Genomic DNA, 21,907 nt, shown 5'->3' with positions numbered 1-21,907 from the left:
ACAATATACAACTATAACAGGGGATAACATGCGCGCAGATATTACATCACTCTTTGGGTTAAACGTATATACCAACCTCGGTACTTATGTGGGTAAAGTTGACGATCTTGTAATGAACGTGGACGAGGGAGTAATAAGTGGTCTTGCTCTTTCCGGCATCAGTCGTGATTTTTTCGATGTGCCTACAAGGGGTGTCATAATTCCCTATCGATGGGTAGTCACAAGCGGGGACATTGTTCTTATCAGGGATGTTGTCAGCAAATTCAGGAAAAAAGAGCAAGTAGAAGACTGATCATCTCATGAAAGAGCGAGAGATCTATGCAGATTTGCGTTGTGTATCTCCGGTAATTCTTCGCGTAGATGGCAGGAACTTCCAGCGTACCCTGAAAAAAGAAGGGTTTGAAAAACCCTATGATCTTTTCTTTGCCACCTGTATGGCCGATTCAATAGAGTTGTTTTTCAAAAAAAGCAACATGAACCCGGTTTTTGCATACACTTTTTCTGATGAGGCAAGCATTGTATTCACTGATTTGCCCTTTGACAGAAGAGTGGAGAAACTGGATTCGGTTGTGCCTTCATTTTTGAGCAGCGCTTTTACCCTTTTTTCAGGAATTGCGGAACCTGTGGCTTTTGACTGTCGCGTGATTCCTGTATGCAATGACCATTTTAATGAATATATGCAGTGGCGACAACAGGAAGCCTGGCGCAATTTTGTTAGTTCTTATGGTTATTACACTCTTGTCGAGGAAGGTATGGACAGAAAGAGTGCAGCTTCAGTCATGCATGGCAAAAAATCACAGGACATACATGAGATGATGTTTGAAAGAGGCACAAATCTGGCAAAGAAACCTGCATGGCAAAGGCGAGGTGTGGCTGTATACAGGGAAAAATATCCAATAGAAGGATATAATCCTCTTCTGGAGGAAAAGACACGTTCCACACGTTCACGTATCTCCCAGGATTGGGATTTGCCTCTTTTCAGTACAGCAGAGGGAGATAATTTCCTCAAAAGACATATATCTCTGGATTGAATAGAGATTGCACAATTATTGACCTTATTATCAGTTAAATTATCTTATGCGGTGACTCCATGGACAGAATAGATCTTGTTAAAAGGAATGCTCAGGAAATTGTTACAGAGAAGGAACTGGATGAACTGATGGAAGCAAAAGCAGAGCCTTCTGCCTACACCGGTTACGAACCAAGCGGTAAGATACATATGGGCCATGTGCTTACCGTAAACAAATTGATCGACCTTCAGAAGGCCGGCTTCAATATCACGGTACTCCTTGCAGATGTACACGCTTTCCTGAATCAAAAAGGTACTATGGAAGAAGTAAAACAAATTGCTGATTACAACAGAAGATGCTTCCTTGCACTGGGACTTGATCCCGATAAAACCAATTTTGTTTATGGATCGGATTTCCAGCTGGGTGAGGAATATATGCTCAATGTACTCAAACTCACCTGTACCACTTCCCTGAACAGGGCTCGCCGCAGTATGGATGAGGTCGGAAGAACAATGGATGATCCGCGGGTTTCCCAGATGGTCTATCCGATAATGCAGGCCATTGATATTGCTATGCTTGATGTTGATGTAGCTGTGGGTGGTATCGACCAGCGTAAGATTCACATGCTTGCCCGTGAAGGACTGCCTGGAATGGGCTACAAGGCACCGACATGTCTCCATACTCCAATCCTGCTGGGACTTGACGGCGATAAAATGGCTTCTTCCAAGGGCAATTACATTTCAGTGGATGATGATGAAGCAGCCATCAAGAAAAAGATGAAAAAAGCTTTCTGTCCTGCTGGGGAGATAGTCGATAATCCTGTATTACAGCTCTTCCGCTACCATATATTACCCCGTTATGAAGAAATAGTGTTCGAAAGGCCTGAAAAATTTGGCGGCAATCTTACATGCAATGGTTACGAGGAACTTGAAAAGATCTTTGAAGACGGAACCCTGCACCCAATGGATCTTAAAAATGGTGCTGTAAAATACATGGGCCTGTTACTTGCACCTGTCAGGGAAGTTCTCCTGTAATCCCACAATAACATATATAATGTTTGCAGGCAGATATTTAGCATTAAACTGGGGGAAACATGAAATATACATTTCAGGATTCTACTGATCTGCCTGTACAGCGGGATTTCATTGAGGATTTAAAGAACTTTGTAGATGCCTGTTCCAAAGTTCTTCCTGTAGAAAAGGAAGCGATTGAAAAAAATGAAAACTATCGCAAAAATATCGATTCTCTGGAGAAGGCACTGGAGGAACTGAACAGTTCCAATGATAAAACTATGGAATGTGTCAAATCCCTTAATTCTGATTTTGCCGGCCAATACCTGGATGAATATAAAAAATCAGTCCTGGAAGCCTGTGACAGAGCTGCACATGAAGGTTTGGAACAGGTAAACATCTCTATAGAAAAGGAAAGAAATGACTATAACAAATTCATGAATTCTATTGGCAGTCAGGTCCTTTCTATGTTGAATCCTCTTTTTGAAGGCGGAATTTATGGTTCTCATGAAAGCTATTCCATGGAAGCTGAAAATGGCCATTTAACCGGCAAGAAGATCACAACCCTGGGGTCTATGCAATCTTTCTTTGAATTAAGCTATAACAGGTCTTCTGTTGCGATAAAAGATTTGATTGATACCCTTTTTATCCCTACTTGGGCACGTGCCGGATTAATATCCAAGGAAAAAAAGATCAAAATGGAAGACCTGTCCGAGTATTTACTGAAATCGTTTGAATATGATGGCAATGAGTACGTGGAAGTCTCTTTCAGCAATAAAAAGGCAGACCATTCTCTGATGATCATTTCAGACGGCGATGAGTATTCCGTGATTTTTGATGATACTGATATTACTGCCGATCCTGCGCTTTTTAAATCAATAACCCTCGAAGAGATAGATTCACTTGTCAATAACCTTGTGGAATTTGCCCGGTACAACATTGCTTCCCGCAAACTTGTCAATTTGATGGCCGGGGATGAGAATGCCATTTTCAGTAACGAGATATTTGACTGCTTAAAGGCCGTTGCAGAACAGTATTCAGACATTATAACCCAATGTCGTGAAAGAGGATATGTGAAAGGTGAAATTACCATAAAGATCGAGCAAGAAGATGGAACACGCACAGAAAAATACGTGGATCGCAGTGAAATTTTCAACCGTCTTTCTGAACTTGGCAGTGAAGGATTGGAGATTGCTGGTATTCTGGGGGTTGAATCTTACAAAAGCGATTCCCATTAATTTTCCCTTGAGCAATGCATAATATTTTTGCGGTTGTAAAATAAATCATAGAGTCATCTGTTTTAATTAAATGGTTTTCAATCTTTTGTATCTGTGTATTGGTGTTCACATTCTGGATCCAGTTCGCATAATATGTGAGCGGTTCCAAATACTTTGTCAACCGGTACTACAAATCCCATCCCACAGCCAGGTTTGTCAAGACCCACGTCTTTTTTGATAAATTCCAATATGTTATCGGCATTTGCAGATTCGGCAATTGTTAATACTATTTCCTTTTCAGGTTCAATTAAATTACCAAGAAAATGTTTCTTTTCATGTACACCTGTACCCCGTCCGAAAATAATTGTTCCGCCTTTTGAACCTGCTTTACGGGATGCATTTATAACAGTATCTCCCCATCCTTTTTTCACGATTGTCACTATAAGGACAAGATCATCCACATCATTATTCACTGTCAGTTCCTCCTATGTATCTCATATATACACCTAACATCATGACAAATATAATAGGTGCCAGCGCTATCAATGCAATCATCCCAAATCCATCCACTATGGGATTGCTATCAGGTTGGGATGTGGCCACACCTACAGCCATTGACATAAGGAAGGTCACAGCCATTGGTCCGGTTGCCACACCTCCCGAGTCAAAAGCAATTGCTATAAAATCTTTATCACAAAACCATAATAGTACAAGGACAAGCAGATAACCTGGAACTATTATGTAAAGGAAAGGTATTCCATAAACTAGCTTGGTCATTGCGATGGCAACAAATGCAGCAACACTTACAGATAAGGTATAAAGCATTAAATTTGATTTAATGTATCCACTTGATGACTCCTCTACCTGGTAGCATAATACTCTAACAGCGGGTTCTGCAAAAGTTGCCAGAAATCCCAGCACAAAACCAACTGGTATCAAAATCCACTTGGATTTTATTTGTCCAAAATAACTCCCAATCTCCAAACCAACCGGGAAAAATCCGTTGTAAACTCCATAGAGAAACAGGATCATTCCCATCGCAGTTATTGAAAGACCTGCCATAAGTTTTAGGAAATATGATGAGGGAAATTTCAGATACAATAACTGGAATACAAGGAAAAAGATAACAAGTGGCAGCAGTGCTTCAAGAACTTCAAGAACCACGGCTAATAGGTCCTGGCTGTGTTCAATGGCAGTCAAGGCACAAGTACCCCCAGAAGCATTACTGAGATAATGGGTCCAATAGAAGCAAGTCCTATCAGTCCAAAGCCTTCGGTAAGTGCAGATTTATCTCCGAGTACAGACACTGTACCTATTCCAAGTGCAAGGATTATAGGTACTGTCATGGGACCTGTAGTTACCCCACCTGCATCATAAGCTATGGCCAGATAGTCGGGATTTGTAAAAAAGGATAATATCAGAATTATCAGATACCCAACGGTAAATAGATATTTAATCGGGACACCATAAGTGATTCTCAACATAGATACGGCCACAAAAAATCCAACCCCTGAGGCAATTGAGAGAATCAGTACATTGCGAGAGATACTATCTTCTGATACCGAATCAATCATTGAACTTAGTACCCTCACATCGGGTTCTGCAACAGTTGCCATAAATGATAATATGAATGCAGAACCAAGGATGAACAATAAAGAATTATGTTTTGATAATTCAGAACCAATTGATTCCCCAATGGGAAGCATACCGATTTTGACACCTAGAAGAAAAAGGATCATACCCAATATGACCAATAATGAACCCATGAAAAAAGACAGGAACATATCATGATTCATTCCAATTATGACCATGAGAAAAAATACTGCTACAGTTAAAGGAAGCACTGCCTGTATTACTTCCTTTGTAGTTTCTTTGATGTCTTCTATCATCCGACCTCCATGGATATATTAATAAAAAACACTTCTATCAAATCTATGGTGCCAAATAATATGAGATTTTTGTTTTTTTAAAAAGCACTGAATTTTGAAAGAATCAGGTCGCTTTTGGTTTTAGGTTCAAAACCACCATGAAATGAATATATTTATTAGATATCTTCACATAATTCATATTTATGGAGTCGGCAATACTCAATGATATCATTATTATTTTTGGTATATCTATTTTTGTGCTTTATATATGTAACAAACTTCATATTTCTGTTATAGTCGGTTTTTTAATAACTGGTATCTTAGTGGGTCCTTATGGATTGGGATTCATAAATAATCCAGATAATATCAATATCCTTGCTGAGATAGGCATTATTCTTTTGCTGTTTACCATTGGAGTTGAATTATCTTTAAAAGAACTCTGGAATATGAAGCGTTCTGTGGTACTTGGAGGAGGACTTCAGGTTCTTTTTACAACCCTTGGAACTCTTTTTGCAGCTACATATCTTGGTTTTGGTTTCAGTGAATCCCTTTTCCTGGGGTTTTTGATCTCTCTAAGTAGTACAGCAATTGTGCTCAAAACACTCCAAAAAAGAGCCGAATTGCATAGCTTGCACGGTCGCACAATCCTTTCTATATTATTGTTTCAGGACGTCATTGTAGTGGCAATGATTGTGGCAACTCCGTTTTTGGCAGGGGTTGGTGGAAATGATGCAAACTCAATTTTTATGATTCTTCTGAAATCTCTGGCAATTATTATATTCATAATGTTTTTTGCCAGATGGCTTATTCCCCATATTCTATATCACATTGCCAAAACCCGTAATCCTGAACTGTTCCTGCTGTCTGTGATTGTCATATGCCTGTCTATTGCTATGCTTACTTACAGTGCGGGACTGTCCCTGGCATTGGGAGCCTTCCTTGCAGGCCTTGTAATATCTGAATCTGAATACAGTCATCAGGCACTGAACAATATTCTGCCCTTTAAGGATGTTTTTTTGAGTATTTTTTTCGTATCAATAGGTATGTTGCTTAATGTACAATTTTTCCTGGATAATCCATTATTGATATTGCTTCTCACTGTAAGTGTCATGATATTCAAAGGTTTTGTCAGTGGTTTTGTTTCTATGGTTCTGGGGTATCCCCTTCGCAGTTCCATTCTCACCGGTATGGCACTTGCCCAGGTGGGTGAATTCTCTTTCGTCCTTTCAAAATTCGGGGTTGAGTATGGTCTCCTGGACAACTACCTATACCAAATGTTTCTGGATATTTCCATTCTCACAATGGCAGTTACTTCCTTTTCCATCTCCTATTCTCCCACTGTGGCTGCCAATATTCTCAAACTTCCTCTACCACATAAGCTCAAGTGCGGCTTTGCCCGTAAAGATGTCACAAAGATGTACGATAAAAAGGAAAAAATGTCTTCCCATCTTATCATCGTAGGTTTTGGTTTCAATGGTAAAACAGTGGCAAAAGCTGCAAAGGCAGCGGGTATTCCGTATCTGGTTATTGAAACCAATCCAGAGAGTGTAAGAGAAGGTATTTCAAAAGGAGAAACTATTTTTTATGGAGATGCAACCCAGGAAGGTGTACTTGAACAGGCGGATATTGATTCGGCAAAAATAATGATTGTTGGTATTTCCGATGCAACGGCAACCCGCAGAGTAATCTGGCTTGCAAGGGAAATAAATCCCAATATTCATATCATTGCACGAACACGTTATTTGCAGGAGATGGGTCCACTCTATGAACAGGGGGCTAATGAGGTTATTCCGGAAGAATTTGAAACTTCTGTGGAAATATTTGTCCGCCTGCTCAGACGTTACCTTGTTCCGGAGGATCAAATAAAAAAATTTATAGAAGATGCCAGAGCTGATGGATATGACATGTTTCGTAGTATTTCACATAACCCTTTAAATTATGAGAAAATGCAGTTTGATATCCCGGATGTGAACATAGTTTCACTCCGTGTGCCTCTGAGGGCTGATGTGGTAGGGATGACCCTTGAAGATCTTTCCCTCAGGCAACGATTCGGGATTACAGTCTTGGCAATCAGAAGAGGGCTGGAAATTATCACAAATCCCGGAGGAGATGTACGTATTCTGGAAGGGGATATTCTTGTGTTACTGGGAAGTCATGAAGATATGAAAGAAATAGGGGACTTTTTCACGGATCTAAGTGAAAAAAACACAAAAGATACTGAGGAATAATATGGACCGTGAAGTAGGGCACATTCTTGAGAAAATTAACCGTAAAGATGCAACAGTTCTCACCTCTCAGGAACTTTGTGATATGATCGATTCAGGAGATAGTGTCGGTTTTGAGGATGTTGATGTGGTGACTGCTGCGACCAGGGCAATTATGAGTGGAACTTATGCAGTTCTCTCATTCCCGGTGGAGACTCCTGAAAAATTCACCCGTGCATCTTCAGTAACAATGAATGGTGTGGATGCCCATGTGGGCCCCTGTCCCAATGAAAGGTTGGGTATACTGGATTTGATGGTTTTTGGTACTGCACACAGCGATGACCGGGAAAATTACGGAGGAGGCCACCTTTTCCGGGATATTGTGGAAGGCAATCCTGTGGATGTCGATGTAGTTACCGATGAAGGGAAGAAATATTCAGATACAGTGTCCCTTGAGGATATGCCTTATGCCCAGTTGTTTGCAACACGTCATGCATTTAAGAATTACAGTGCTTTTGTGAACTTCTCCTCGTCTCCTGTTTCCACGATTTTTCATGCAACCACCTTTGCACCTGATGCCACTGAAGCCACCCTGTCGGGATGTGGGCAAATAAATCCTGTGAAGAATGACCCGCAGCTCCATGGTATCGGTGTGGGAAGTCGCATTCTTTTCAATGGTGCTGAAGGGTTCATACTGGGTTCAGGGACGCGCAGCAGTCCGGAAAAACCCAATTTGATAGCAACTGCGGATATGCATTCCATGGTGGCTGATTATATGGGGGGTTTTGCTACGTCTGCAGGGCCGGAATGCATTGTTTCCTGGGCAGTTGCAGTGCCTGTGGTTGATGATTCAGTATACGATGCTATAAGGCAAACAGATAGTGAAATCCCGCTTCCTGTGATGGATGCTGATCGCAGGGTAAAGGTTGCAATGACAAGTTATGCAGATGCCTGGAAAGATGTAGATCTTGAGGTAGCTTTCAATCCCGGCAAATGTCGTGGATGTGATGTCTGTGAACCCATGGAAAAATGTCCTATGGAATCAATCTATTTCAACGGGGACAAAGTAGTACTGAACAGGCATACTTGCTTTAACTGCGGTCTCTGCTCCACTCTATGTAGCGATGTTTTCAAGGCAGACCTGGGCAGTCTTAAATTCGATTATGAAGGGAAAAATATGGATGTGCCAATCGTGGTGCGCCAGTCCGATCGTAAACGTGCACTCATAATGGCTGAAAAATTAAGGGACAGTATAAAGAATGGAAATTTCATCCTGAATGGGATGGTGGAGAGGATATCTCCATAAACCGCTTAATTATATCTGCAGGACATAGTTTTATTACAGGCACTTTCTTGTTGCCGGGTTCGGTCTTTACTACCAGGACACCGTTATCCATTGTATCCAGTTTCTTTTTAAGGTCTGACTCATCGGACACCATGGCAACATTTTGTACACCGGCTCCCTAAGCAACTTCTTTGAGGTCGGTCAATCCTGCGGTTGCGGTTATTTGATTGCCCGTTGAACCATATGCACCGTTATCGATGATTACAAGGAGATAATTATCCGGATGCTGGTTGGCTATTGTTGCCAGGCTTCCCATATTCATCAGGACCGAACCATCCCCGTCGATTGCGATAACTTTCCTGTCCGGTCTTGCCAGGGCAAGCCCGAGGCCGATGGAAGAAGAAAGGCCCATTGAACCAAGCATGTAGAAATTTGCCTTTCTGTCACATATTTTGTATAATTCTTTTGAGGGGAATCCGATGTTTGCAATGATCAGAGTATCTTTATCTCCCTCTTTTTCAGCAAGAATCTCAAGTGCACCGTAGCGTATCATGATTCCCTCCAGAAACCTATGCTCAACAGGATAGCTGCTTGCTTTCCTTCTTCAAAGGCTCTTTGAGTGGCTTTCTCGATGGTTTCCCTGGCCTGTGCAAGATTTGGTTTGTATGCAGGGATATCCAGTACTTCGAGCAAGAGAGGTGTTTTTTCACCCATTGGTACCTGGGCGCAGATGGGCTCTCCTTCAACTCCCCTGTGGCTTATAATTATCAGTAATGGAATGTTGTATAGACGATTGAGAGATGCCAGGGCATTGATGGAATTACCCATACCGGAGTTTTGCATCATTATGGCCGGTCTTTTCCCTCCCATATAGGCCCCGGCGCAGATTCCTATACCTTCCTCCTCCCTGGTGGCGGGAACGTGGATGATTTCCGGGTCACTGTCGACCACGGGAATGAGTTTCTGGAGATTGGCACACGGTACACTGACAATAAAATCAATGCCTGATTCCTTTATAGCCTTGAACACTTCCTGGGATGGGTCCATGTAGCCTCATTCCTTTATTCGAATTTATCTTCAGTTCTTTGTATGATCTTAGCAGGCGCGTCACTGTCTTCAGGGGATACTACGAGATCAGGTTCAAGTCTGATGGTGGCAAGTTCCTTTAAAGCCTTTTTTACTCCTCCGCCGGTGATATTGAGCATTATGAGATCTGATTTTGACACCTTTGTATCCCTGACAGCTTTAATCAGGGCGGCTGTGGCCACAGCTGCGGAATTCATTATATCAATGCCTTCAAGTTCTTCAAATAGCAACCTGGCTTCCTCTGCCTCTTTATTGGTAATCCCGTACAGGTCCCCTTCTGTAGTTTCAAGGGCATCTCTTACTCCCCCACCAACTGCATACGGAGGTTTGCGGTTAAACAACACGGGGTCATACATTCCTTCAGGACATTTCGGGTCCACAGGAACTCCCTTATGTAAGTGGATCAATGGAGCACAGGGGAGGTTCTGGGCAAGATGTAACTGTGGTAATTCATCTCCATATCTGCCGTCCATTTTCAGGCGCATAGCTGCTTCCCAGGCAGCAATCCCGCCGGTTCCACTACCCACCGCCTGGAAATAGTGGTCCGGCAGACGCTTCATGGTAAGTGTTGCATCCAGCATTACCGTTCCCATCCCATCCCTGCGTCCCACATTCTTGGCACCTCCTTCCGGCATGAATTTTTCCCTATCGGTTATTTGTGCGGCAATGGAGATAGCGGCATAGTAATCCCCTTTTACCGCTGCAACACAGATTGATGATGTCGATCCTGCGGGTATCCAGAGTTTTTCAATAGCATTTTCAGGAACTACCAGAAGCAAAGGAAGACCGGTTATAGAGGATACATGTGCAAAGGCCCGGGCAGTGTTGCCAGCGGAGGCAACTACCAGTATCCTTTCTTTTTTCTGCTCGGTTACCCTCTGCATAGTGGGATATGCTTCCAGGTCTTTGAAACTGCAGGTTCTCATATAGGCTTCTTTTTCAGGCCAGTAACCGTTAAAGCTTATGAAAAGGTTCTCAAGGCCGAGTTTGTCGGCAAACCCCTCACTTTTGTAGGTTATCGTTTTGCTGCTGCCTTTTTTGATTATGCCTTCCACAGGCAACCAATTGTAGAATTTCCATATTCCGGGAAGGTCACAGGGCTCAAACTGCCTTTTTGAATATTCAGTTCTTAAAAAGGAGCCATCAAGGGGGCATAGCATGTCATATTTGCCATAAGTTTTGCCGCATTTTGGGCAGATTAGCCTGTATTTGTCCATACTCTGGAGTCTGCTGATGGTCTTATATATCTTGTCCTTTCAGCCAGCAGAAATTCCGTTTAAGGAAAAAAAGAGGGGATTATTCCACAGAAAACTTCCCTCATGTCTTCTCAATGGTTATTTACAAGTATGCCGATCACTTCGAATTCGTTGAACACGTCATCTTCATGAGGCGCCTCGTCCATTTCTTCTGTAAGGTCGATACCCCCCTCATGCATGCCCTGATGATCTCCGTCCATCCATAATTCACTGTTTGTCACATCATAGACATTGCCTTTATAGGCAACATATATCTCATCCCTGTCCTTACCGTTGTATTTGCCCAGGCCATCCGGTGTAAATTCTCTCATGATATCTCACTCCCCTGTATTGAACTTAGTCTTCTACTTCCATTGCATTAATTATATCGTTGATCGATAGTTCCCCTTTTGCAGCCCTTTTGACCATAGGGTAAATGTAACTGCAATCATCCATTGCACCCCAGCGTTCTTCCCCTACACGGTGAATGATCTCATCCAGAATTTTTTCACACTTCTTGCAGTATTCACTGTCTGTTTCTGCTCCGCAAATTGCACAACTCATGATACTCCTCCATAATTCTTATTGGTTTTTAAGTTAAAGAGGTTTGTGGAAATTTATATCTGGAAAGTTTACAAACCAATGTTAACATTTAGGATTTGATTTACCGGACTGGCAGTCGGAAAGTAACTCAATGCCCTTGTCTGTCAGCCTGTATTCATCATTTTCAATCCTGACCAGTTCCCCGTTGAGCAAAAAATCGATGTGGTATTTCAGTACAGAAGGCTCTTCATCAAGGTTTGCGGACAATTCATCTGTGTTGATCCCAAAAGCACCTATAGTTTTGACTATTTCCCTTCTTAGTGGATGGGATGCAGCCTTATTCAACATGTCATGCTCTTTTTTGACAGATTCACCTTTTGATGGTTTCTGCATAATTACATCGTCGAGTTCATCGTAGTCGTCTTCCATTGTTTCAACCTCTAGTTATCTGCAGATGTTTATAACGATTAATAATTTATATTCTTGTTGGCTGTGTTATTGCTATTTGTTTTATTAACTATAACATCTCATAATATGTATAAGATTAAATTACGTGTTTAGTAATACAAAAATATATTAATTTATATTTAAGTGTTACAAATCAGTTAATTATTAATAATAAATTGATCATTTATTCCAAATAGTATGACTAGCAATGATCTAAAAACAGAAATTACATCCAAGTGGGATGTGTCTGCATCTACTTATGATAACCAGCATGGTCACTTCATAAAAACAGAGGAAGAACGTGAGGCATGGAAACAGGCATTCATAAAAGTATTATCAGAAAAAGAACCGCTGGAAGTACTGGATGTCGGTTGTGGTACTGGGGACCTTTGCTTTTTGCTTGCTGAAATGGGACATAATGTAACTGGTATCGACCTCTCGCAGAAAATGTTAGAAAGAGCTCGTTCAAAGGCCAAAGAGAAAGATTTTGAAATATCATTTGAAATAGGAGATGCGGAAAATCCTCCTTTTAATGATGATACATTTGATCTTGTTTTTAACCGGCATCTCCTGTGGACTCTTCCTAACCCGGATACCGCCCTTTCAAATTGGAAACGTGTTCTAGGCAAGGAGGGGAAAGTATTCGTAATCGACGGAATCTGGAATGACGGTTCTTTCAATACTAAAATGCGCAATTTCACAAGTGACATACTTACCCTTTTGGTGGAAAAAAGAAATCCTTGGGCTGGTTTCTATTCCGGTAGATTACAATCTCAATTGCCAAATATGGGGGGTACTCCTCTCAAAAGGGCACATGGTTACATGGAAAAGACTGGTTTTAAAGACATAGATCATCTGGATCTGGGATATATCAGACAGATCCAGAAAAAATACATGCCTTTCAGGAAACGACTTCGCTACAATTATGCATATTATTTACTTTACGGCAAAAAATGAACAGGTGAGAATATGAAAAATAAAATTCTTTCAGTTTTGTTAGTAATGTCTATACTTGCTGTTCCAGTCCTGATGTCAGGATGTACGGACAGTAGTCAGACTACAAATAGTGATAACAATCCTACAGAAGAATCTTCTTCAGAACAGACTCTTACATTGGGTGAGATGTGGGACATTGAAAATATTGATCCTGCATCTGCAGGTACTGTAATCTGCGAAAAAGCGGCTGTAACTGAAACCCTCGTAGCAGCAAATCCTGATTTTTCATTGGAGCCGGGACTTGCTATTACATGGGAGCAGGTAGACAATTTGACATGGAGATTTGACCTCAGACAAGATGTCAGTTTCCACGATGGATCAATGATGACTGCTGAGGATGTGAAATTTTCTCTGGAAAGGACAATGAATGAGAATCCCAGGGTGAAATCCATGTCAGCAATTGATTCAATAAGGGTAATCGATGATCATACTCTTGAAATCAAAACAACAGAGACAAATCCAATCCTTGCTGGTGTTATGCACTATCCTGATACTTCCATAATCAGTGAGAATTCCCTGGATGAGGATGGTAATTTTGTCAAACCTATAGGAACCGGTCCTTATTCTTTTGAATCTTTCAATGAGCAGACACGTGTACTTACAGTGGTAAAGAATGAAAATTGGTGGGGGGGCTCCGTGGGTCTTGATAAAATGGTGCTAAAAGGTATGCCCGATCCAAATACTAGGGCTATGGCAATCGAAAATGGGGAACTTGATTTCACAGTTGATGTACCCTATAGTGAAACTGATCGCATTGATGCTATTGAGGGTATAAATGTGGAAAAATATTCCACTCCCCGTGTTTATAAGATGGATACAAATCTTGAAGATGAAGCTCTGTCTGATGTTAGGGTTAGAAAAGCCATATCCTATGCGATAAACAGAGACGACATCGTAGAACATGTGCTTTATAATGTAGGTTCACCTGCAGCCGGTCCGTTCCTTCCTTCGATGACCTGGGCTAACAAAGATTTAAAGCCCTACGAACAGGATCTTGACAAGGCCGATGAATTACTCTCTCAGGCTGGATGGACTGATACTGATGGGGATGGCATCCGTGATAAAGACGGGACACCTCTTGAACTCGAACTTCTAACCTATGCAGCAAGGCCCGGTCTTCCTCCAATGTCCGAAACAATCGCTGCCCAGCTTAAGGATGTTGGAATATCTGTTTCGCCTAAAGTACTCGAATGGGGTGCAATATCTGATAAGAGGGAAAGTGGCAACTGGGATCTTGTTCTGGCTGCATATAATATTGCGATGGTGCCAGACCCTTTCTATGTTTTGAATAACTGGTATACATCCAATGGTCCTGACAATACTCCTGGATATTCAAACGCAGAAGTTGATGCTCTTGTAGAGGAAGCAAAATACATACGAGACCTTGACAAAAGATATGAGAAATTCAATCAAGTTGAGGAAATCGTGTACGAAGAGCAGCCAAAAATCCTGATTGCCTACTATGGTTGTGCTATAGTCAAAAAGGACTCTGTCAAAAATTATGTCTTCGATCCTACTGCTCATGATTACAGGATCAATGCCGGCATGTACATAGCACAGTGAAAGTCCTCCCCGGGAGAAGTTTAAAGCTTCTCCCTTCTTTTTATACATACTGGATGTTTAAAAAAATGTACAGGTATATTTTTAAAAGAATGGTCTTTATGGCAATCACTCTTTTTGCAGTCTTTGCATTGACATTCTTCTTGATGAATGTGGTTCCCGGTGGAACATCTGAGATGATTTTAAAGCATACTTTCATCGGTCTTGAGGAATCCGCCACCCAGGAACAACTGGCACAGTTTTCGGAAATATACAATCTTAATGATCCTCTATATATCCAGTTTATCGATTGGCTAAAGGGAGGAATTTTTGAAGGTGATCTGGGAATGTCATTTGTTTATCATAAACCTGTTCTGGACCTCTTGTTACTACGGCTTCCTGCAACCATTATTCTTGCATTATCTAGTATGGCTATTGCAGTTGTAGGTGGGGTTTCCCTTGGTATATATGCTGCACTCAAGGAAAACAAAACAGCAGACCATCTACTGCGTTTTCTTACTCTTTTTGGTGTTTCAATGCCCGGATTCTGGGTAGGCCTTATCTTAATTCTTATATTTTCTGTATATTTGAAAATGGTACCTGTCGCAGGGTACGGGAGTCTCGAGAATCTGATTTTACCTGCATTTGCTCTCTCAATCCATTCACTGGCTTCTATAATGAGAATTACAAGAACCAGTATGCTTGAAACTCTTGGACAGGATTACATAAAGTTTGCAACCTCAAAAGGACTGTCAGTCAACAAAATCATAAGCAGACATGCTCTTAAAAATGCTATGCTACCTGTAGTTACAGTGCTCGGTTTTCAGATGGGAGCCATGCTTGGAGGATCGGTAATAATAGAAACGGTATTTGCATGGCCAGGTATCGGGAGTTTACTCGTGAATTCCATATTCGCTCGTGACCTTTATGTTGTACAGGCCTGCATTATTGTCATTGTTTTTCTATTCTTGATTGTCAATTTCATAGTCGACCTTGTGTATATCTATTTGGATCCAAGAATCAGGTATGGGTGATCATATTGGAAATTACATGTTTGCAAAATAAAAGTTATGTCTTATCATTAAAAAAGGAGAGTATGACCGGAAAAATATTTAGACGGAAAGATATGACCATATCAATTTTGTTACTTGCTTTACTAGTTGTGGTTGCAATTTCTTATCCGCTACTGGCTCTTTCTGATCCGAACGCTATTGACCTAACAAACAAAAATCTTGCTCCCTCTGCAGAGCATCCTTTGGGTACTGATTATTTAGGTAGAGATATTCTCAACAGACTGGCTGCAGGAACTACCACATCTCTTTCCATTGCAGCCGGAGTTTCAGCAATATCACTCTTTGTAGGCGTATTAATTGGCTGTATTTCCGGTTATTATGGTGGTATTATTGATGAAACACTTTCCCGAATTATAGATATATTTCTATCTTTCCCGGGTATTGTTTTTGCATTAGCCATAATGGGTTTCCTGGGAGGTGGTGTTATAAATTTAATTCTTGCATTATCCGTAGTTCACTGGGCCAAATATGCCCGTCTGATGCGTGGACAGGTATTATCTATAAAGGAAAATGAATACGTCCTATCGGCAAAAATAATTGGTGCCGGTGATTTCCATATAATGCGAAAGCATCTTATTCCCAATTCTGTTGCTACTGTAATTATTCTGGCGACCATAGATATCGGTCATGTTCTTCTTTCGATTGCTGCTCTTAATTTCTTAGGGATTGGCTTACCTGCGGATATACCTGAATGGGGCGCAATGTTGAGTGCAGGAAAGGAATTCATGCGCACTTCCCCTTATCAGACAATTTTTCCGGGTATGGCAATTACAATGGTCGTTATAATCTTCAGTATAATTGGTGAGGGTTTAAGGGATATTTTTGATCCTAATGATACAGGTGGTGAATATTTGTGAGTTACTTAAATGTCAGTTCTCTTTGTGTTGATTTTTTAACTGAAAATGGCTCTGTAAAAGCTGTCAATGATATTTCTTTTGAAATGAAAAAAGGAGAAACATTTGGTATAATCGGGGAAAGCGGCTCAGGAAAATCTGTAATAGGACAGGCTATTCTTCGGTTACTTCCTTCGAATGCTGTTGTGAATGGCAGCATATCTTTTGGAGCCGAAGATCTATTATCACTCGATAATAAGAATATGAGGCAAATAAGGGGCAGAGAAATATCTTTAATTCCCCAGAATCCTGCCGGTTCCCTGAATCCCTTGCTCAAAAATAAAATACAGGTCGCTGAGGTCTTTGAAGTTATGGGGGTTAATAAAAAAGAAGGTATAAAGAGTGTATTGGGGATGCTGAAAAACCTTTTGATGAAAGAACCAGCCCGCATTCTTGAAAATCATCCTCATGAACTTTCAGGAGGAATGAAACAGAGGTTTCTTGCAGCAATGTGCCTTTCCTATAAACCCAGTCTTCTTATAGCAGATGAGCCAACAAAAGGTCTTGATTCTTTTTCAAAAAAGGGCACTTTAGATTTATTCAGACATATGAAGGGGGAGCATGGCAACTCTATACTTGTAATAACTCATGACCTTGATTTTGCACTGGAAATATGTGATAGGGTTGCAGTAATGTATGCAGGGCAAATCGTAGAGGTCGGGCCGGTAACAGATATATTGCAAATTCCTTCTCATCCTTATACAAAAGCCCTCTTGAATGCCCTTCCACGTAATGGTCTTATCCCCCTACACGGACATACTCCCAGCAGGATTGATCTGCCAGATGGGTGTCTTTTTTATACGAGATGTAATTTGCGCTCTGATAAATGTGGTACCGAGAGGCCCGCTACAAAAAGTATTAAGGGAGGAGTTGTCCGATGCCACCTTTACTGAGAATAAAAAATCTTGTCAAAACCTTCGAAGACAACAAGGTGCTTAATGGTATTGATATTGATGTAAAAAAAGGAGAAACTCTTGGACTTTTTGGGAGCAGTGGTTCTGGCAAAACTACGGTGGGCAGATGCATAGCAGGTTTGGAAAGATCTGATTCAGGAAGTATTTTTTTCAAAGGGAAGGATTTACAGGCAATGAGTCGTCGGGAAAAGAAAAAAGTACGTCCTCAAATCCAGATGATTTTTCAGCATCCTGAGATATCTCTTAATCCGAGAATGAAAGCATTTGATAGTCTTGTAGAGCCTTTGAAAATACATGGTTGGGATGACAAGTGTTCTCTTGAAAATAAAGTTGAAGAATTAATAAATCTTGTAGGTTTGAGACGGGAACATCTTGCTCGCTATCCTGCCCACCTTAGTGGAGGGGAGATACAAAGGGTAGTACTTGCACGTATTCTTTCTATAAATCCAGAATTCATTGTAGCTGATGAACCGACATCAATGTTGGATGTTTCTGTACAGGCTCAGGTATTAAGAATTATGGAGAAAATTCAGCAAGAAAAAGGCGTTTCATACCTATTGATATCACATGACATCGACGTCTTGAGAAAAGTGTGTCATAGGATTGTCTTTCTGAAAAACGGGAGAATATCTGGCGTTGAGAATGCCTGAAAAAATAAGATATACCTGCTGGGATTCGAATCCGGTTTCTAAGTTTGGGAATACTGTCCGGATTATTTATCTTATCAAACATTATCCTTCAGAGCCTCATTCTTAGCGATTTCTTTTATCCTCTTGATGATCGACTCCAGTCCATTCGATCTGGCGGGTGAGAGATTTGATTTCAATCCGATTTCTTCAATAAAGTAAAGATTAATATTTGCAATCTCCTGAGGATACCGATTGTTTACGACCCTGAGTAAAAGGGCCATAATCCCTTTGGTTATCATGGCATCACTATCGAGATTAAAGTTCAGTTTGCCATCTCTCTTATAACTTTGAATCCAGACCTTGGATTGGCATCCGCTGATTGAATTTTCGTCGGTTCTGGAATCTTCATCCATGGGTTCAAGTTTTTTGGCCGAAGCGATAAGTAGGCCATACTTGTCAAGCCATTCAAGACCATCAAATTCCCTTATTATTTCATCCTGGATAGCATCTGTCACGTGTACATCATCTCTACTTTTTCAATCCCTTCAATAAGCCTGTCCACATCTTCTTTTGTATTATACAATGCAAAACTTGCTCGTACTGTACCTTCTATTGCGAAGGATTTCATCAATGGTTGGGCACAATGATGCCCTGTCCTCACAGCTACTCCCATCTTATCCATTATCAGGCCTGCATCATAATGGTGGATCTGGTCCATATTAAAGGAGATTGATCCGCACATCCGGTCAGTATTTCCGTAAACAGTCACATTATCCATTTCCAGCAGTCTGTCTCTTGCGTAAGAATAAACGTCACTCTCATGCTTTTCTATTTTATCCAGACCAATTTTTTGCATGTAATCAATTGCTGCACCCATGCTTATTGCTCCTGCAATGTGCGGTGTGCCTGCTTCATATCTTAAAGGAGGCTCTTGATATGTTGTTTTTTCAAGACTTACTTTATCAACCATCCCTCCTCCGCCTTTTGCCGGCATGAGGTCACTGAAGCGATCGCTTGTATAAAGCACCCCTACTCCAGTTGATGCATACATCTTGTGGCCCGAAGCAGCCAAAAAGTCACAACCGATATCTTTTACGTCAAGGGGTAGATGCTGTATCGACTGGGCTGCATCCACCAGGACCGGGACATCATGATCCTTTGCAATTTCAGTTATCTTCTTGATATCGTTTACAGAACCAAGAACATTTGAGACATGACTTATAGCAATCAATTTTGTCTTCTTTGTGATATCTATAGAGTCCAACAGCAAATTACAATCCTCATCCATCTCAATTGCCCTTGGTTTCGCTCCTGCCATCTGCCAGGGAACGATATTTGAGTGGTGTTCCACACCGGTTACCAGGACTTCATTTCCCTTTAAGGAAGGTTCAAGCGAACGTGCGACCTGATTAATGGAATCGGTAGTCCCGGCAGTAAATGTCACTTCACCGGGGTTGCGAGCACCGATGAAGTCACTTATCTTTTTCCTTGCTTCTTCATACCTCTCACTGGACCTTTCACTCAGGTAATGCACACCTCTATGGATATTACTGTAATCTGTCCTATAAAAATCAGATATGGTATCAATCACGGAGTTTGGTTTCTGGGTTGTTGCCGCATTATCAAGATAAACCAATTGTTTTCCATAGACTTTTTGTTCAAGTATTGGGAAATCTTTTGCAAAACCTGTCATTGTTTCACCATTTCAACAAGGGAGAACCATTTCTTATCATCGTTAAAGATGCTTTCTACAGAAAGCCCTGCAGCATTTGCCATTTTATTGATACCGTCAACAGTATATTTATGAGAGTTCTCTGTGTGAATGGTCTCGCCTTTTTTGAATACTATCTGATCTTTTAAGAAGGGGCTTGTTACTTCCAGGTCTTTCTTTGCCTTCAGGTGCATCTCGATTCGGGAATATTTTTTATTGAAGAATGCAACATGCTCAAATTCCTCCGGATTGAAATCAGTCATAAGGTGATCATTTGCAACATTCAGTATGTTCTTATTAAATTTCGCAGTAATCCCCTGACTATCATTATAGGCTTTTTCGATGATGTCAATATCTTTTACCATATCCACACCCAGAAGAAGCCTGTCGTTATTATTCATGACTTTGCCAAGGTCTGTCATGAATTTCATTGCCTGTACTTCAGTAAGATTACCGATTGTGCTTCCGAAGAAACAGAAGAATCGTCTCCTTTTTGCAGGGATTTTTTCAATGTGCCCAAGGAAGTCAGCAGTAATCCCATGGATATTCATTTCAGGATACCTGTCCTGAAGATTACAGGCAGATTTCTCTATAGCTTGTTTGCATACATCAACCGGGTAATACACTATGGTCTGGCGAATCTCTTCAGGTATTTCATCGAGGAATACAGAAATTTTGGAGCAGTCTCCGCTTCCCAGCTCTACAAGATCGGAGTCTTTCAATTCTCGTTTCAATTTTTGGGCAGTTGACCTGAGCAATGGAATCTCAATTTTTGGAGGATAGTATTCTTCTAAATTAGTGATCATCTCAAACAATTCCGAACCATGATGGTCGTAGAAAAACATGGAAGGAAGTGTTTTAGGATTAGTTCTTAGACAAGCTATCATCTCTTCCCTGATAGAACTTTCTCCAACTTTTGGCATAAAATCGTCTATGATCATTGTTTAGGGACCCCGGTTTCAAAAGGAAGGTTATTATTGCTCCATTCAAACCATCCGCCGTCATAGACAGCTGCTTTATCCCAGCCCATAAGCCATGCATTAAGGAAGGCTTCACTGCCCCTCCAGCCAGTTCCACAGTAAAATGCATTGCGCTTATCAGGAGTAATTCCAATTTTTTTCCAGTTTGATGCAACTTCATGGTATTCACGCATGGTATGGTCCAGGTTCCTGTAGTTTTCCATGTGGTAGGCATCTGTCCCGCAATCTCCGAATATTGCTCCCGGAATCCTCCCCTTCTTTTCAATATAATTGTATCCACTTACTTCTCCAATGTGTTCTCTCCAGCTTCTGACACTCACCAGGTTCTTGTCAGGGGATGCAAGAATCTCTTTTGCTTCTTCAAGATCAACAGCAATTTCCGGCTTTTGCGGTATGTCAACTCCAAAAGACACTTTCTTGTTTTTAGAAGGAACTGTAGTTATTTCATAACCGGAATCCAGCCATGACTGAAGACCGCCATTGAGTATGCGCACATCTTTCACGCCTGCATAAAGCATGATGAAAGCACATCTCATTGCACCGAGATGGCCTGCGCTGCTTCCCGGGAACGGATCATCATTATTTGGTGAAGAGAATTTTCCATAAAGTATGACTGTTGTGTCATGTGCTATGCCTGCCTCTTCCAGTGCATCCTTTAGTTCCCCGGGTGAGCGGCGATTCCATGTCTCTGGAGATTCAAGGCAATTTGTGTCAATTGGGATTGCTCCGGGAATATGGCCTTCATCATAATCCGAGGGGTTCCTGTAATGAGAATGACAGATAACGAATTTATTATTGTTGTATTCCGGAGCATTATTTGTTGTGATCAACTGGTTAAGCCAATCTGCTGAAACCAGATGTTCATATCTTTCAAGATGCTCCATGGGCAAATCTTTTTCTGCCCATTCATAAAAATCGTTGAAATCAGTTATATCTGAGTATCCGGCCCTTTCAAATTGTTTTGCTACTTTTTCTGCCTTCTGTGGGTCATACCCATAAATTACCAGGGAATCTTCCGGCAAAATTTCTTTATTCCTGACAATCTCTATCCAGTCAATATAGTGTAGCCACTTATAAGGCAGTGATTTTGCACCTTTTATATGTCCACCTTTTATCTCTCCACATTCTTTCCATCCATTATAGGCATCAATGGATCTTATATCAATTACCTTGTAGTTGTTCAAGTTTTTCACTAACTCTTTAGTTGTAATTTTCCCCATACTGTACAATTGGTTCAAATCTTTATATATTATTGGGGCTTGATTTT

The 21,907-nt window shown here is 41.1% G+C and carries 26 protein-coding genes; 12 read left to right on the top strand and 14 right to left on the bottom strand.

The window, feature by feature from the left end; all coding sequences use genetic code 11:
* The first annotated feature begins 28 nt into the window (after positions 1 to 28).
* Genes EFE42_RS05055 through EFE42_RS05040 form a run of 4 tightly spaced genes read left to right on the top strand, consistent with a single transcriptional unit; the run spans position 29 to position 3,258 of the window.
* Entirely contained in the window at positions 29 to 292 is a 264-nt protein-coding gene (locus EFE42_RS05055; RefSeq protein ID WP_123136222.1) for a PRC-barrel domain-containing protein, read from the top strand.
* Between the two features lie 7 nt (positions 293 to 299).
* The gene (locus EFE42_RS05050) at positions 300 to 1,031 is read left to right on the top strand and encodes a tRNA(His) guanylyltransferase Thg1 family protein (protein WP_123136221.1); all 732 of its coding nucleotides are present in this window, start codon (positions 300 to 302) and stop codon (positions 1,029 to 1,031) included.
* Positions 1,032 to 1,090: 59 nt separating this feature from the next.
* The gene (locus EFE42_RS05045; protein WP_123136220.1) at positions 1,091 to 2,044 is read left to right on the top strand and encodes a tyrosine--tRNA ligase; all 954 of its coding nucleotides are present in this window, start codon (positions 1,091 to 1,093) and stop codon (positions 2,042 to 2,044) included.
* Positions 2,045 to 2,103: 59 nt separating this feature from the next.
* Complete coding sequence (locus tag EFE42_RS05040) at positions 2,104 to 3,258, top strand: hypothetical protein (protein ID WP_123136219.1); 1,155 nt, start codon at positions 2,104 to 2,106, stop codon at positions 3,256 to 3,258.
* A gap of 77 nt (positions 3,259 to 3,335) precedes the next feature.
* Here the strand turns inward: EFE42_RS05040 and EFE42_RS05035 are convergent, their stop codons facing one another.
* From EFE42_RS05035 to EFE42_RS05025, 3 genes are read right to left on the bottom strand one after another with little or no spacing between them, the layout of a single operon-like run.
* Positions 3,336 to 3,710 carry a P-II family nitrogen regulator gene (locus EFE42_RS05035; RefSeq protein ID WP_072360669.1) on the bottom strand — a complete coding sequence of 125 codons (375 nt, stop codon included), beginning with the start codon at positions 3,708 to 3,710 and terminating at the stop codon, positions 3,336 to 3,338.
* On the bottom strand, positions 3,703 to 4,437 hold the full coding sequence (locus tag EFE42_RS05030; protein WP_123136218.1) for a DUF1538 domain-containing protein: 735 nt from the start codon (positions 4,435 to 4,437) through the stop codon (positions 3,703 to 3,705). The genes EFE42_RS05035 and EFE42_RS05030 overlap by 8 nt, the downstream gene beginning before the upstream one ends.
* Entirely contained in the window at positions 4,434 to 5,126 is a 693-nt protein-coding gene (locus EFE42_RS05025) for a DUF1538 domain-containing protein (RefSeq protein ID WP_123136217.1), read from the bottom strand. Before EFE42_RS05025 ends, EFE42_RS05030 begins: the two co-directional genes overlap by 4 nt.
* Positions 5,127 to 5,308: 182 nt before the next feature.
* Between EFE42_RS05025 and EFE42_RS05020 the strand changes: the two genes are divergently transcribed.
* Entirely contained in the window at positions 5,309 to 7,333 is a 2,025-nt protein-coding gene (locus tag EFE42_RS05020; protein ID WP_123136216.1) for a cation:proton antiporter, read from the top strand.
* Position 7,334: 1 nt separating this feature from the next.
* Entirely contained in the window at positions 7,335 to 8,615 is a 1,281-nt protein-coding gene (locus EFE42_RS05015) for a methanogenesis marker 16 metalloprotein (protein WP_123136215.1), read from the top strand.
* On the opposite strand, the gene EFE42_RS10750 is transcribed toward EFE42_RS05015, so the two are convergent.
* From EFE42_RS10750 to EFE42_RS04985, 7 genes are all read right to left on the bottom strand, one after another.
* Positions 8,578 to 8,748, bottom strand: coding sequence for a hypothetical protein (locus tag EFE42_RS10750; RefSeq protein WP_233564728.1), 171 nt, complete (start codon positions 8,746 to 8,748; stop codon positions 8,578 to 8,580). The genes EFE42_RS05015 and EFE42_RS10750 overlap by 38 nt on opposite strands.
* Positions 8,749 to 8,772: 24 nt before the next feature.
* Complete coding sequence (locus tag EFE42_RS05010; protein ID WP_233564727.1) at positions 8,773 to 9,147, bottom strand: thiamine pyrophosphate-dependent enzyme; 375 nt, start codon at positions 9,145 to 9,147, stop codon at positions 8,773 to 8,775.
* Entirely contained in the window at positions 9,144 to 9,641 is a 498-nt protein-coding gene (gene comD, locus EFE42_RS05005; RefSeq protein ID WP_123136214.1) for a sulfopyruvate decarboxylase subunit alpha, read from the bottom strand. The genes EFE42_RS05010 and comD overlap by 4 nt, the downstream gene beginning before the upstream one ends.
* 14 nt (positions 9,642 to 9,655) lie before the next feature.
* Positions 9,656 to 10,897, bottom strand: coding sequence for a cysteate synthase (locus EFE42_RS05000; protein ID WP_123136213.1), 1,242 nt, complete (start codon positions 10,895 to 10,897; stop codon positions 9,656 to 9,658).
* A gap of 110 nt (positions 10,898 to 11,007) precedes the next feature.
* The gene (locus EFE42_RS04995; RefSeq protein ID WP_123136212.1) at positions 11,008 to 11,247 is read right to left on the bottom strand and encodes a cytochrome b5 domain-containing protein; all 240 of its coding nucleotides are present in this window, start codon (positions 11,245 to 11,247) and stop codon (positions 11,008 to 11,010) included.
* A gap of 25 nt (positions 11,248 to 11,272) precedes the next feature.
* Complete coding sequence (locus tag EFE42_RS04990) at positions 11,273 to 11,479, bottom strand: hypothetical protein (RefSeq protein WP_123136211.1); 207 nt, start codon at positions 11,477 to 11,479, stop codon at positions 11,273 to 11,275.
* 81 nt (positions 11,480 to 11,560) lie between these two features.
* Entirely contained in the window at positions 11,561 to 11,887 is a 327-nt protein-coding gene (locus tag EFE42_RS04985; RefSeq protein ID WP_123136210.1) for a winged helix-turn-helix domain-containing protein, read from the bottom strand.
* A gap of 216 nt (positions 11,888 to 12,103) precedes the next feature.
* On the opposite strand from EFE42_RS04985, the gene EFE42_RS04980 reads away from it, so the two are divergent.
* From EFE42_RS04980 to EFE42_RS04955, 6 genes are all read left to right on the top strand, one after another.
* Positions 12,104 to 12,862 (top strand): class I SAM-dependent methyltransferase, encoded by a 759-nt coding sequence (locus EFE42_RS04980; protein WP_123136209.1) that lies wholly within the window; start codon positions 12,104 to 12,106, stop codon positions 12,860 to 12,862.
* Between the two features lie 12 nt (positions 12,863 to 12,874).
* Entirely contained in the window at positions 12,875 to 14,464 is a 1,590-nt protein-coding gene (locus EFE42_RS04975) for an ABC transporter substrate-binding protein (RefSeq protein WP_123136208.1), read from the top strand.
* 53 nt (positions 14,465 to 14,517) lie between these two features.
* The gene (locus tag EFE42_RS04970; RefSeq protein WP_233564726.1) at positions 14,518 to 15,474 is read left to right on the top strand and encodes an ABC transporter permease; all 957 of its coding nucleotides are present in this window, start codon (positions 14,518 to 14,520) and stop codon (positions 15,472 to 15,474) included.
* Between the two features lie 92 nt (positions 15,475 to 15,566).
* Complete coding sequence (locus EFE42_RS04965) at positions 15,567 to 16,370, top strand: ABC transporter permease (protein WP_233564725.1); 804 nt, start codon at positions 15,567 to 15,569, stop codon at positions 16,368 to 16,370.
* Positions 16,367 to 17,299: an ABC transporter ATP-binding protein gene (locus EFE42_RS04960; RefSeq protein ID WP_233564724.1), complete on the top strand. Its 933-nt coding sequence runs from the start codon at positions 16,367 to 16,369 to the stop codon at positions 17,297 to 17,299. Before EFE42_RS04965 ends, EFE42_RS04960 begins: the two co-directional genes overlap by 4 nt.
* Positions 17,284 to 17,970 (top strand): ABC transporter ATP-binding protein, encoded by a 687-nt coding sequence (locus EFE42_RS04955; protein WP_123136205.1) that lies wholly within the window; start codon positions 17,284 to 17,286, stop codon positions 17,968 to 17,970. Before EFE42_RS04960 ends, EFE42_RS04955 begins: the two co-directional genes overlap by 16 nt.
* A 74-nt stretch (positions 17,971 to 18,044) precedes the next feature.
* Here the strand turns inward: EFE42_RS04955 and EFE42_RS04950 are convergent, their stop codons facing one another.
* The 4 genes from EFE42_RS04950 to EFE42_RS04935 are packed head-to-tail and all read right to left on the bottom strand — an operon-like array spanning position 18,045 to position 21,860.
* Complete coding sequence (locus tag EFE42_RS04950) at positions 18,045 to 18,464, bottom strand: SufE family protein (RefSeq protein ID WP_123136204.1); 420 nt, start codon at positions 18,462 to 18,464, stop codon at positions 18,045 to 18,047.
* On the bottom strand, positions 18,461 to 19,642 hold the full coding sequence (locus EFE42_RS04945) for an aminotransferase class V-fold PLP-dependent enzyme (protein WP_123136203.1): 1,182 nt from the start codon (positions 19,640 to 19,642) through the stop codon (positions 18,461 to 18,463). Before EFE42_RS04945 ends, EFE42_RS04950 begins: the two co-directional genes overlap by 4 nt.
* Positions 19,639 to 20,601, bottom strand: a complete 963-nt coding sequence (gene egtD / locus EFE42_RS04940; protein ID WP_123136202.1) for an L-histidine N(alpha)-methyltransferase — start codon at positions 20,599 to 20,601, stop codon at positions 19,639 to 19,641. Before egtD ends, EFE42_RS04945 begins: the two co-directional genes overlap by 4 nt.
* Positions 20,598 to 21,860, bottom strand: coding sequence for a rhodanese-like domain-containing protein (locus tag EFE42_RS04935; RefSeq protein WP_123136201.1), 1,263 nt, complete (start codon positions 21,858 to 21,860; stop codon positions 20,598 to 20,600). The genes egtD and EFE42_RS04935 overlap by 4 nt, the downstream gene beginning before the upstream one ends.
* Between the last annotated feature and the right edge of the window lie 47 nt (positions 21,861 to 21,907).

This window comes from Methanohalophilus sp. RSK, from assembly GCF_003722075.1.
GTDB lineage: Archaea > Halobacteriota > Methanosarcinia > Methanosarcinales > Methanosarcinaceae > Methanohalophilus.
The sequence above is the reverse complement of the archived record's forward strand: the minus strand, read 5'-3'. Positions and strand labels throughout refer to the sequence as shown.